This window comes from Actinoplanes siamensis (assembly GCF_016862395.1).
In the GTDB taxonomy this organism is placed as follows: Bacteria; Actinomycetota; Actinomycetes; order Mycobacteriales; family Micromonosporaceae; genus Actinoplanes; species Actinoplanes siamensis.
Genome location: NZ_BOMW01000050.1, coordinates 75,683 through 87,934, shown reverse-complemented (window position 1 = coordinate 87,934; position 12,252 = coordinate 75,683). Strand labels below are relative to the sequence as shown.

At 72.5% G+C, this 12,252-nt stretch carries 9 protein-coding genes; all 9 read left to right on the top strand.

The genetic code is table 11. The features are described from left to right. The first annotated feature begins 13 nt into the window (after positions 1-13). The 9 genes from Asi03nite_RS25070 to obgE all read left to right on the top strand — a co-directional run bounded on the left by Asi03nite_RS25070 (position 14) and on the right by obgE (position 12,227). A complete protein-coding gene (locus tag Asi03nite_RS25070; protein ID WP_203682901.1) occupies positions 14-2,509 on the top strand; it encodes a SpoIIE family protein phosphatase in 2,496 nt (831 codons plus the stop codon). Next, positions 2,506-2,853: an STAS domain-containing protein gene (locus tag Asi03nite_RS25065; protein WP_203682900.1), complete on the top strand. Its 348-nt coding sequence runs from the start codon at positions 2,506-2,508 to the stop codon at positions 2,851-2,853. Before Asi03nite_RS25070 ends, Asi03nite_RS25065 begins: the two co-directional genes overlap by 4 nt. Positions 2,854-2,876: 23 nt before the next feature. Further along, positions 2,877-4,820 (top strand): TIGR03960 family B12-binding radical SAM protein, encoded by a 1,944-nt coding sequence (locus tag Asi03nite_RS25060; protein WP_203682899.1) that lies wholly within the window; start codon positions 2,877-2,879, stop codon positions 4,818-4,820. 52 nt (positions 4,821-4,872) lie between these two features. Beyond that, complete coding sequence (locus tag Asi03nite_RS25055; protein ID WP_203682920.1) at positions 4,873-5,607, top strand: TIGR03936 family radical SAM-associated protein; 735 nt, start codon at positions 4,873-4,875, stop codon at positions 5,605-5,607. A gap of 129 nt (positions 5,608-5,736) precedes the next feature. Next, positions 5,737-8,973, top strand: a complete 3,237-nt coding sequence (locus Asi03nite_RS25050) for an Rne/Rng family ribonuclease (RefSeq protein ID WP_203682898.1) — start codon at positions 5,737-5,739, stop codon at positions 8,971-8,973. A gap of 112 nt (positions 8,974-9,085) precedes the next feature. Further along, complete coding sequence (locus Asi03nite_RS25045; protein ID WP_203682897.1) at positions 9,086-9,574, top strand: hypothetical protein; 489 nt, start codon at positions 9,086-9,088, stop codon at positions 9,572-9,574. Between the two features lie 160 nt (positions 9,575-9,734). Further along, positions 9,735-10,049, top strand: coding sequence for a 50S ribosomal protein L21 (gene rplU, locus Asi03nite_RS25040; RefSeq protein WP_014688346.1), 315 nt, complete (start codon positions 9,735-9,737; stop codon positions 10,047-10,049). 8 nt (positions 10,050-10,057) lie between these two features. After that, on the top strand, positions 10,058-10,318 hold the full coding sequence (rpmA, locus tag Asi03nite_RS25035; RefSeq protein ID WP_203682896.1) for a 50S ribosomal protein L27: 261 nt from the start codon (positions 10,058-10,060) through the stop codon (positions 10,316-10,318). Between the two features lie 400 nt (positions 10,319-10,718). Beyond that, positions 10,719-12,227: a GTPase ObgE gene (obgE, locus tag Asi03nite_RS25030; RefSeq protein ID WP_203682895.1), complete on the top strand. Its 1,509-nt coding sequence runs from the start codon at positions 10,719-10,721 to the stop codon at positions 12,225-12,227. Positions 12,228-12,252 lie beyond the last annotated feature (25 nt).

Here is a 12,252-nt window from a genome sequence, read left to right as displayed (position 1 = left end):
GCGGAGCAGCGGCGTGAGCGAATCTGGCGGGCCGGACGTGACACAGGAGTTGCGACTGCCATGGGACGACGATCCCGAGGAGTTGTACGAGCATGCGCCCTGTGGTTATCTGACATCGCTGCCGGACGGCACCGTCGTCCGGGTCAACCAGACGTTCCTGACCTGGACCGGGTATGCCCGATCCGACCTGATCGGTCACCGGCGGTTCCGTGACCTGCTCACTCCCGGTGACCAGATCTACCACGAGACCCATTACGCGCCGTTGCTCGTGATGCAGGGCGAGGTGCACGAGATCGCGCTCGAGGTGGTGCGTGCCGACGGCAGACGGGTTCCGGTGCTGGTCAACTCGGTGCTGGAACGCAACCAGGGCGGCGCTCCCCGCCTCATCCGGACGATGATCTTCAACGCCTCCGAGCGGCGCGGTTACGAGAAGGAGCTGCTCGCCGCCCGGCACACGGCGGAGGCCGCGGAGCGGCGGATCCGGGCGCTGCAGCGGATAGTGGCCGATCTGGCCGCCGCGCCCAGCGAGGCGGAGGTGGCCGAGGCCGTGGTGCGGGCGCCCGAGGCGGCGTTCGAGGCCACCAGCAGCAGCATCTACCTGGTCGACGCGGAGCGCGACCAGCTGGTCGCGGTGGCCTCCACCGATCCGACCACCGGGAACTGGGACGACATGCCCCGGTCGTCGGCGCGCGCGGTGGCCGAGGTGGCCCGGCGCGGGGACCTGCACGTGGTGGGCGATCTGGCGGATGCCGCCGAGCACTTCCCGGACCTGGCCGAGACGATGACCCGGTCCGGCCGGCAGACCGTGGTGCTGCTGCCGCTGACCACCGGGCCCGCCGACGAGCAGCCCGGGATCACCGTGCTGGGCCTGCTGGCGTTCAGCTTCGCCCGGCGGCGCGTCCTCACCGACGGCGAGCTGCGGATGATCCGGCTGCTCGGCCAGCAGGCCGGGCAGGCGCTGGACCGGGCCCGGCTCTACGACGAGTTGGGCCGCCGCGAGGAACGGGCCAGCTTCCTGGCCGCCACCACCCGGGCGCTGGAGGCGGAGCACCGGCTGTTGCAGCGCAGCCGCCGGCTGGTGGAGCGGGTGGTGCCGGAGATCGCCGACTGGGCGACGGTCCGGCTGCACGTCGGCCCGGCCGGGCTGCGCGAGGACGCCGGCGGCCCGGCGCCGGCCGAGGACTTGCTGGACGCCCGGATCGCCGAGGCGACCCGCTCGGTGACGCCGGTCTTCGCCACCGGGGGTGATCGGCTGGACTGCACGGTGCTGCCGCTCACCGCCAGCGGCAAGGTACTCGGCACGCTGTCCCTGCGGATGGCCGCCGACCGGCGTGGCGCCGAGGCGGAGCGGGCGTTCCTCGCCGACCTGGCCGACCGGGCCGGGCTGGCGCTGGAGAACGCCCGGCTCTACGAGCAGGAGCGGGCCATCGCCCGGTCGCTGCAGCGCAGCCTGCTCGCCACCGACGTGCCGGCCGGCGACCCGCGGTTCGCGCTGGAGACCCACTACCAGGCGGCCGGCCGGGACCTGGAGGTCGGCGGCGACTGGTTCGACGCGTTCCTGATCACCGGGCGGAAGCTGGCAGTGGTGGTCGGCGACGTGGTCGGCCGCGGGTTGGAGGCGGCCAGCACGATGGGTCAGCTGCGCAGCGCCATCCGGGCGCTGGCGACCTCGGACAACGGCCCGGCCCGGCTGCTGGAGGGCCTGGACCGGTTCTGCCAGCGGGTGGAGTCGGCGCGGATGGCCACTGTCGTCTACGCCGAGATCGACCTGGACGGCTGCGAACTGGTCTACGCGTGCGCCGGTCACCTGCCGCCGCTGCTGCACCAGCCGGCCGGCCCGGCCGAGTTCCTGCTCCGGGGCCGCTCCGGCCCGATCGGCACGCGGGCCGGGGACCGGCGCCGCACCGAGCACCGGGTCACCCTGACCCCGGGCAGCCGCCTGCTGCTCTACACCGACGGGCTGATCGAACGCCGGGACCGGCCGGTCGACCGGGGCTTCGAGGTGCTCGGCCGGGAGTTCAGCCGGCTGCGCGGGGCGCCGCTGAAGGGCCTGGCCGCCGCGCTCGCCGACACCATGGTGGGCCGCGAGCACGGCGACGACGTCTGCCTGCTCTGCCTGACCCTGGGCGCCGAGGAGCGGCTGGAGCGCACGCTCGGCGCCGACCCGCTGCAGATCGCGCTGCTGCGCTCGGACATGCGGGCCTGGCTGCTCGGCCACGGGGTGGACACCGCGTGCCTGAACGCGGTGCTGCTGGCCTGTTCCGAGGCGGTGGCCGACGCGATCGAGCACGGGTACCGGGACGATCCGTTCGGCGTGGTGGACGTCTCCGCCACGGTCACCGCCGACGCGGTCGAGATCCGGGTCGCCGACCACGGCAGCTGGCGCGGTCCGGAGCAGGCCCGGGGAAGCGGGCGTCGGCTGATCGAGGAATCCATGGACGAGGTGCTGTTCGACAGGGGTGACGGCACCACCGTGACGATGCGCCGGCGCCGGGGGCACGCGCGATGACGACGGACCGGTGGGTGACCTTCTCCCGGCGCGGAGCGGCCGAGGCGGTGCACCTCAAGGGCGAGATCGATCTGGCGAACGCGCACGACATCGGGCGGGCGATCGTGGCGCGCATCACACTTGCCGAGGCTGTGTTGATCGACCTGACCGCGGTCTCGTTCCTGGACAGCGCCGGGGTGCGGCTGCTCGACGTGATCGTCGGCGAGCTCGACCAGCGGGGCAAGCCGATCCGGCTGGTGGTCGGCGAGCGCGGCCCGGCCCGGATGACGCTGCAGCTGTGCGCTTTCCGCAACGACCTGTTCGCGGCCGACCTGGATCGGGCCGCGGCGGAACTGGGCGGTTAGCGGCTCGCGTACGCTGGACACCCATGAGCGTGAGTTCCGTCTTCCCGCAGCTCGAGCAGCTACTGCCCCGGGTCAGCAAACCGATCCAGTACGTGGGCGGCGAGCTCGGCGCCGTAGTCAAGGACTGGGACGCCACCACCGTCCGGTGGGCGCTGATGTACCCGGACGCCTACGAGGTCGGCCTGCCCAACCAGGGTGTGCAGATCCTCTACGAGGTGCTCAACGAGCAGCCGGACGTGCTCGCCGAGCGGACCTACTCGGTCTGGCCCGACCTCGAGGCGCTGATGAAGGAACACGGCGTCCCGCAGTTCACCGTCGACGCGCACCGCCCGGTCAGAGCCTTCGACGTTCTCGGCTTGTCGTTCGCCACCGAGCTCGGCTACACGAACATGCTGAGCGCGCTGGACCTGGCCGGCATCCCGCTGGAGAGCGGGGACCGCACGGTCGAGCACCCGATCGTGCTGGCCGGCGGCCACGCCAGCTTCAACCCGGAGCCGATCGCCGACTTCATCGACGCCGCCGTGCTCGGTGACGGCGAGGAGGCGGTCCTGGAGATCACCGGGATCATCCGGGAGTGGAAGGCGGAGGGCTGCCCCGGCGGGCGGGACGAGATCCTGCTGCGCCTGGCGCGGACCGAGAGCATCTACGTGCCGCGCTTCTACGACGTCGACTACCTGCCGGACGGCCGGATCCAGCGGGTCGTGCCGAACCGGCCGGACGTGCCGTTCCGGGTCGCCAAGCGCACCACCATGGATCTCGACGCCTGGCCGTACCCGAAGAAGCCGCTGGTCCCGCTCGCCGAGACGGTCCACGAGCGGTACGCGGTGGAGATCTTCCGGGGCTGCACCCGGGGCTGCCGGTTCTGCCAGGCCGGCATGATCACCCGCCCGGTGCGGGAGCGGTCGATCACCACGGTCGGCCAGATGGTCAAGGAGGGGCTGGAGTTCTCCGGCTACAGCGAGGTCGGCTTGCTCTCGCTCTCCAGCGCGGACCATTCGGAGATCGGTGACATGTGCTCCGGTCTGGCCCAGCAGTACGCGGACACCAACGTCTCGCTGTCGCTGCCGTCCACCCGGGTCGACGCGTTCAACATCGACCTGGCCCAGGAGCTGTCCCGCAACGGGCGGCGCACCGGCCTCACCTTCGCGCCGGAGGGCGGCTCGGAGCGGATCCGCAAGGTCATCAACAAGATGGTGACCAAGGAGGATCTGATCCGGACCGTCGTCACGGCGTACTCGAACGGCTGGCGGCAGGTGAAGCTGTACTTCATGTGCGGCCTGCCCAGCGAGACCGACGAGGACGTGCTGGAGATCGCCGAGATGGCGCACGAGGTGATCCGGGCCGGCCGGGAGGCCGCCGGCACCAAGGACATCCGCTGCACCGTCTCGATCGGCGGTTTCGTGCCCAAACCGCACACCCCGTTCCAGTGGGCGAAGATGGACACGCCCGAGGTCATCGACGGCCGGCTCAAGATGCTCAAGCAGGCGATCAACAGCGACCGCTCGCTGGGCCGGGCGATCGGTTTCCGCTATCACGACGGCGAGCCTTCGCTGATCGAGGGCCTGCTGTCGCGCGGCGACCGCCGGGTCGGCAAGGTCATCCGTGAGGTCTGGGAGCAGGGCGGCCGCTTCGACGGCTGGTCCGAGCACTTCTCCTTCGTCCGCTGGGTGGCGGCCTGCGAGACGGTTCTCCCAGGTTTGGGCGTGGACCTGGATTGGTATACGACCCGCGAGCGCGAGGAGGCGGAGGTGCTGCCCTGGGACCACCTCGACTCCGGCCTCGACAAGGACTGGCTCTGGCAGGACTGGCAGGACTCGATGAGCGAGTTCGAGCAGGACGACTGCCGCTGGACCCCGTGCTTCGACTGCGGCGTGTGCCCGTCGATGGACACCGAGATCCAGATCGGCCCGACCGGTAAGAAGCTGCTACCCCTGACCCCGGTGAACGGACTGCGGGTCCCCGCTTAGGAGAACGACGATTCCCCCCAAGAACCAGCCCGTGGGCGGTCAGGCCCCGGTCGTGCAGCGGATCCGCCTCCGCTATGCGAAGCGCGGGCCGCTGCGCTTCACCTCGCACCGGGACTTCGCCCGCGCCTTCGAGCGCGCGCTGCGCCGTGCCGGCGTTCCGATCGCCTTCTCACAGGGCTTCACCCCACACCCCAAGATTTCGTACGCGAGTGCCGCGCCCACCGGCGTCGGCAGCGAGGCGGAGTACCTGGAGATCGGCCTGCAGTCGCAGGTCGACCCGGAACAGCTGCGCATCGCCCTGGACGCGGCCCTCTCGCCGGGTCTGGACGTGCTGGAGGCGGTCCGGGCCGGCGAGGGCAGCCTGGCCGACCGGATCGACGCCTCCCGGTGGCGGATCGAGCTGCCCGAGGTCGCGCCGGCCACCGCCGGCGACGCCGTGACGGCCTTCCTGGCGGCTCCCGAAGTGCTGGTCGAACGCATGACCAAACAGGGCCGGCGCTCGTTCGACGCGCGCGCGGCGGTCGTGTCGTGCATGGTGGTAGCAGAGCCGGACCCACCTTCCGAGGCCGGTGGAGTACCGTGTGCGATAATCGACCTTGTCGTACGGCAGGTGACACCCGCCGTGCGGCCCGATGACGTCCTTTCCGGCCTGCGCGTGGTAGCCGGCCTGGAGCCGCCGGTCCCCGCGAGGGTGACCCGGCTGGCCCAGGGCACACTCACCGCGCAGGGGGAGATCGTCGATCCGTTGGAGGCGGATCGCGAGGGCGTCGGCATCGGCGGACGCTGACCGGAACCGGTCGGCGCCCATTGGCAGACTTCGGCAGCCCGTCCGGCTCGGACGGGCCCGAAATACTTGCAGCGATCCTGCGTGGCAGCGCTCACCCGCGCCCGGGGTCGCCAGAACTGGAGAGCGCCCATGCTCGATAACGAGCCCCCAGCCAACCTGGGAGAACCGGGCGGTGAAGGGGACGGCGCAGTTACGCCGCCCACCGATACCGCCACCACTCCGGCCCGCCGGGCCCGGACCACACGGCGCAAGGCGGCCGCGGCTCCCGCGGAATCGCCAGCGGCCCAGACGCCGCCCGCCGAGACACCCGCACCGGAAGCGGAGGCCGCCGCGGCTCCGGCTCCGGCGAAAAAGGCCACTCGCAGCCGCCGGAAGGCCACCGCACCGCCGGCGGAAGAGGCGGCCCCGACCGGCGCCGAGGCTCCGGCCGCCGCTCCGGAAGGCGCTGAGGCCGAGGCTGCGCCCGCGGCTCCGGTGAAGGCCGCCAAGGCTCCGGCGAAGAAGGCCACGCGCAGCCGTCGCAAGGCCGTCGCCGAGCCGCCCGCCGAGCCGGTCGAGACGCCCGAGCCGGCCGCGACTGCCGAGCCGGCCGTCGCCGAGCCGGTCGAGGAGGAGAACGCGGAGCAGGAGGCGGCCGCCGCCGCCGAGGTGCCGGTGGTCGGTGTCCTCCCGCTGGACGACGACTTCGTCGAGGAGAAGCCGGCCAAGCCCGCCCGGGCCCGCCGCGCCGCGCTGCCCCCGGCGGTGCTGTTCATGCCGCCCGAGGCGACCGAGGCCGAGCCCGCTCCGGTGAGCCGGCGCCGTCGCCCGGTCACCGATCCGCTCGCGGCGGAGCCGGCCGAGGCCGTCGCGGCCGCCGAGCCGGCCGAGGCCGAGGCCGCCGCTCCGGCGGCCGGCGCGGAGACCGCCGAGGAGCCGGCCGAGGGCACCCGGCGCAGCCGCCGCCGTCGCCGTGGCGCCGCCGAGGAGCAGCAGCCGGTCGAGCCGGCCGCCGCCGAGGCCGAGCCGCCGGTGCTGGACGAGTCCGAGGACGAGGGCGCCGACGAACTCGAGGAGGGCGTCGAGGACGAGTCCGAGGACGAGGAAGCCGGCGGTCGCCGTCGCCGTCGCCGTGGCCGCCGTGGCCGGGGCCGGGGCAAGGGCCCGTCCGACGAGGCCGACGAATCGGACACCGACGAGTCCGAGGGCGAGGGCGACGAGGGCGAGGGCGACGCCGAGGCCGCCCACGAGGAGGACGAGGAGGGCGAGGAGGGCGAGGGCGGAGTGACCCGCCGGCGCCGCCGTCGCCGTCGCAAGGGGTCCGGCGGGGACGCCGAGACCGGCGGCATCGAGGACGGCGTGCACACGGTCGTCCGGGTCCGCGAGCCGCGCCGCACCGACGAGGTGCAGGGTGTCTCCGGCTCGACCCGGCTGGAGGCCAAGCGCCAGCGCCGCCGGGACGGCCGCGAGCAGCGTCGCACCCGCCCGCCGATCCTGAGCGAGTCGGAGTTCCTGGCCCGCCGTGAGGCGGTGGACCGGGTCATGGTCGTCCGGCAAAAGGCCGACCGGACCCAGATCGCTGTGCTCGAGGATGGCATCCTGGTCGAGCACTACGTCGCCCGGGCCACCTCCGGCACCATGGTCGGCAACGTGTACCTGGGCAAGGTGCAGAACGTGCTGCCCAGCATGGAGGCCGCGTTCGTCGACGTGGGCCGCGGCCGCAACGCCGTGCTCTACGCCGGCGAGGTGAACTGGGACGCCACCGGGCTGGAGGGCCGGGCCCGCTCCATCGAGCAGGCGCTGCGCTCCGGCGACTCGGTGCTGGTGCAGGTCACCAAGGACCCGATCGGCCACAAGGGCGCCCGGCTGACCAGCCACATCGCGCTCTCCGGCCGGCACCTGGTGTACGTGCCCAACGGCAACGCCTCCGGGATCAGCCGCAAGCTGCCGGACACCGAGCGCAAGCGGCTGCGGGACGTGCTGAAGAAGCTGGTGCCGGACGGCGCGGGCGTGATCGTGCGGACCGCCGCCGAGGGCGCCAGCGAGGACGAGCTGGCCCGCGACGTCAAGCGGCTGCAGGCGCAGTGGGAGGACATCCAGGCGAAGGCGGCCGAGGGTAACGCGCCGCGCGCCCTCTCCGAGGAGCCCGACCTGGTCATCCGGGTGGTCCGGGACCTCTTCAACGAGGACTTCCGCGAGCTGATCGTGCAGGGCGAGCAGGCGTACGCCGAGGTGGAGAACTACCTCCACTCGGTGTCGCCGGACCTGGTCGAGCGGCTGCACCGGCACACCGGCGCGGGCGACGTGTTCGCCGAGCACCGGATCGACGAGCAGATCCTCAAGGGCCTGGACCGCAAGGTCTTCCTGCCCTCCGGCGGCCACCTGGTGATCGACCGGACCGAGGCGATGACAGTCGTCGACGTCAACACCGGCAAGTACACCGGCGCGGGCGGCAACCTGGAGGAGACGGTCACCCGCAACAACCTGGAGGCGGCCGAGGAGATCGTGCGTCAGCTGCGGCTGCGTGACCTCGGCGGCATCGTGGTGATCGACTTCATCGACATGGTGCTGGAGAGCAACCGCGAGCTGGTGCTGCGCCGGCTGACCGAGTGCCTGGGCCGGGACCGGACCAAGCACCAGGTCACCGAGATCACCTCGCTCGGCCTGGTGCAGATGACCCGCAAGCGGATCGGCGCCGGCCTGCTCGAGGCGTTCAGCGAGACCTGCGACCACTGCAAGGGCCGCGGCGTCGTGATCCACCCCGAGCCGGTGCCGGAGAAGCGGTCCAACGGCGGTGGCGGCGCGGGCGGCGGCAGCGGCGCGGGCGCGGTGACCCAGGTCAAGGCGGTCGCGGCGGCGGCGCGGACCGAGGCCCCGGCGCAGCCGGCGAGCAGCGGGCGGTCGCGGCGGCGGCGCGGTGGGGACACCCCGCCGGTCGAGCCGCAGGTGGAGGCCGCGGTTCCGCGGACTCCCGCGCCGGCGGACGAGGTGGCCGAGGTCGAGGTGGCCATCGAGCCGAGCGAGCCGATCGAGCTGATCGAGCCGGCGGAGGCCGGTCCGGCGGCCGAGGTGGCCGCGGTGCCGGTGCCGGAGACCCCGGTGGCCGGGTCGGGTGTGATCCGGTCCGGGGTGGTCCGGCCCGCGCCGGTGCTGAGCGCCTCGGACGCCGACGACGACTACGACATCAGCGGTTACGACCTGTCCCGGTACGAGACGCCGGACGTCAACGGCGCGGAGAGCGCGGCCGAGGCGGAGCCGATGCGGCTGGCCGGGGCGAACGACCCGGACGCCGCGGAGGAGGACGAGGGGGACGAGGACGCGGTGGGCGCCGGTTCCGGCCGTCGCCGGACGCGCCGGAGCACCACCCGCCGCCGTACCCGTCCCTGAGCTCCTGAGCTGAGGAAACCCGGCCGGCAGTTAGCTGTAAAGAAAGTTAACTGCCGGGCCGGGTTTTCCGTTACCCTCGTCGGGATCGATCCCCGTCCCCCGAGGAGATCCCATGCGACGCCCTCTCGCGGCCTGTGCCGCACTCTGCTTCGCCCTGCTCGCGGCCGGCTGCTCCGGCGACCCGGACGAGAGCGCGCCGGCGGCCGGCGCGCCCACGGCGCCGGCAGCCGTCGACCCCGCGGTGGCCGCCTCCGCGGACGCGGCGCTCTCCGCCGACACCAAGGCCATCTGCGACCAGGCCGCCCGCACCAGCACCAGCTTCGGCACCACCTTCGCCGCCGACTACAAGCTGCTGACCGACGCCGCGTCCAAGGACGCCGGGGCCAGGGCGCAGGCGCAGGAGAAGGCCGCGCGCGACGTGGAGAGCTTCTCCTACGCCCTGCTCGACATGTCGAAGCTGGCGTCCGACCCGGCGCTGAAGAAGGCGCTCGGGACGATGGGCGCCCAGGTGACCGCGCTCAAGGGCGATCTCCGCAAGATCGATGACGCCAAGCTCGCGGAATTGCACGCTACGCTGGATGCGGCCTGCGGAAAGAGTTAACCCGGTTTTGGCCGCGGCACGCCGATGAAGTAGGCTTGCCGACGGCGCTTTTTCGGCGCCTGTTCCGTGCGCCCGGCTCAGCCGGTCGCGCCGGGACCCCAGCAGTATCCGCCAGCAGCTTCTGTTTTGGGCTGCGTAAGTCTCAGGGAGTCCGCGTCCTATGTACGCGATCGTCAAGACCGGCGGCAAGCAGTACAAGGTTGCCGAGGGCGACGTGATCGAGGTCGAGAAGCTCGTGGGCGAGCCCGGCGACGCTCTGACGCTCGCCGCGGTCCTCCTCGTCGACGGTGACAACCTGGTGACCGACGCGGCCAAGCTTGCCAACGTTACGGTGTCCGGCGAGATCGCCGAGCACACCAAGGGTCCGAAGATCCGGATCCACAAGTTCAAGAACAAGACCGGCTACCACAAGCGCCAGGGGCACCGCCAGCCGCTGACCCGCGTCAAGGTGACCGGCATCAAGAGCGGGAAGTAGGCGCAGCCATGGCTCACAAAAAGGGTGCATCAAGCTCGCGTAACGGCCGTGACTCCGCCGCTCAGCGGCTCGGCGTCAAGCGGTTCGGCGGCCAGCTGGTCAGCGCCGGCGAGATCCTGATCCGTCAGCGTGGCACCAAGTTCCACCCGGGCGAACTGGTCGGCCGCGGCAGCGATGACACGCTGTTCGCGCTGGCCGCGGGCAACGTGCTGTTCGGCACCAAGCGGGGCCGCAAGACCGTCAGCATCGTGCCGTCGGCCGCGGAGTAAGACTGCCGAAGCGGGCCGCGGACCTCTTGGGGTCCACGGCCCGCTTTTGTTTGCACGCCCCAGCACGCCCGCCGGGCATCCGGCTCGTCCTCATGGTTGTCTCCCGCCCCGGAGACAACCATGAGGACGAGCCGAGACCGGCCGCGCGGTTCCCGGGCTGGCACCCATGGTTGCCAGCCGAGATCTGGGGCCGGTCACGGGAACAGCTGCGGCCGGGCCGGCGTTGCGCGAATAGGGACAAATCCAGCAGTGGCCACGTGACCGAGCCCGCCCGGGACCGGACGGGCGGGGCCCCGGGCGGGGACGGGAACGGCCGGCGGGGTGAGTCCCGGGACACCGGGAGACCGGCTGAGCGGGCTCGGCCGGGCCACAGGACATGAAGCGTACGAGGAGTTGAGCCGTGACCACGTTCGTCGACCGGGTCGTGCTGCACCTGCAGGCGGGTGACGGCGGGCACGGCTGTGTCTCCGTGCTCCGGGAGAAGTTCAAGCCGCTCGGCGGCCCGGACGGTGGCGACGGCGGGCACGGCGGCAGCATCACGCTGGTCGTCGACCCGCAGCAGCACACCCTGCTGGACTTCCACTTCCACCCGCACGTCAAGGCCAGCAACGGCGGTGGTGGCGCCGGCGGGAACCGGGACGGCGCGAACGGCAAGGGCCTGGTGCTGAAGGTGCCGGACGGGACGGTCGTGCAGACCGCCGACGGCGAGGTGCTGGCCGACCTGGTAGGCGCGGGCACCGAGTTCGAGGTGGCCCGCGGCGGCCGGGGCGGGCGGGGCAACCGCTCGCTGGCCAACGCCCGCCGCAAGGTGCCGGGCTTCGCCGAGCTGGGCGAGCCGGGCGACCGGCTGGACGTGGTGCTCGAGCTGAAGAGTGTCGCCGACGTCGGCCTGGTCGGTTTCCCCTCGGCCGGCAAGTCGTCGCTGATCTCGGTGCTCTCCGCGGCCAAGCCGAAGATCGCCGACTACCCGTTCACCACCCTGGTGCCGAACCTGGGCGTGGTGCAGGCCGGCGAGGAGACGTTCACCATCGCCGACGTGCCCGGACTGATCCCCGGCGCGGCCACCGGCAAGGGCCTGGGCATGCAGTTCCTCCGGCACATCGAGCGCACCTCGGTGCTGGTCCACGTGCTGGACTCGGCGGCGCCGGAGATCGAGCGCGACCCGCTGGCCGATCTGGACGCGATCGAGGCGGAGCTGGCCGCGTACGGCGGTCTGGAGGACCGGCCGCGGATCGTGGTGCTCAACAAGGTCGACATCCCGGACGGGCGGGACCTGGCCGAGATGGTCCGGCCGGACCTGGAGGCCCGTGGCTACCAGGTGTACGAGGTGAGCGCGGTGACCCGGGAGGGCCTCCGCGAGTTCACCTTCGCGCTGGCCAAGCTGGTCGCCGAGCACCGGGCCGCGAAGCCGGTCGAGGAGCCGACCCGGATCGTGCTGCGCCCGCGCGCGGTGGACGACACCGGCTTCACCGTCCAGCAGGACGAGGACGGCGTGTACGTGGTCCGCGGCAATCAGGTGGAGCGCTGGATCAAGCAGACGAACTTCGACAACGACGAGGCGGTCGGCTTCCTGGCCGACCGGCTGGAACGGCTCGGCGTCGAGGACCGGCTGGCCAAGCTGGGCGCGCAGCCCGGCGACCCGGTGCGGATCGGCGAGCGCGAGTTCGACTGGCAGCCGAACGCCGGCGAGTTCGTCTCCGGTCCGCGTGGCACCGACGCCCGGCTGGAGGAGCTGGACCACCGGCCCTCCGCGGCGCAGCGGCTCGCCGCCCGCAAGGCCCGCCGGATCCGCAACGAGGACGAGGTCCTGCACATGGCGGCCGACGGGAGCGTCTCCAGCGTGACCAACGCGAAGCTCCCGGTGCTGGTCACCGACGAGGACGACGACGAGGACGACACCGGCGAATAGGGCATAGGCCAGTTCTACGCAACCC

Excerpts from the sequence above, each read along its gene's own strand:
- rplU (WP_014688346.1), top strand. The coding sequence starts at position 9,735 with ATGTACGCGATCGTCAAGACCGGCGGCAAGCAGTACAAGGTTGCCGAG.
- rpmA (WP_203682896.1), top strand. The coding sequence starts at position 10,058 with ATGGCTCACAAAAAGGGTGCATCAAGCTCGCGTAACGGCCGTGACTCC.
- Asi03nite_RS25060 (WP_203682899.1), top strand. The coding sequence starts at position 2,877 with ATGAGCGTGAGTTCCGTCTTCCCGCAGCTCGAGCAGCTACTGCCCCGG.
- Asi03nite_RS25050 (WP_203682898.1), top strand. The coding sequence starts at position 5,737 with ATGCTCGATAACGAGCCCCCAGCCAACCTGGGAGAACCGGGCGGTGAA.
- Asi03nite_RS25065 (WP_203682900.1), top strand. The coding sequence starts at position 2,506 with ATGACGACGGACCGGTGGGTGACCTTCTCCCGGCGCGGAGCGGCCGAG.
- Asi03nite_RS25045 (WP_203682897.1), top strand. The coding sequence starts at position 9,086 with ATGCGACGCCCTCTCGCGGCCTGTGCCGCACTCTGCTTCGCCCTGCTC.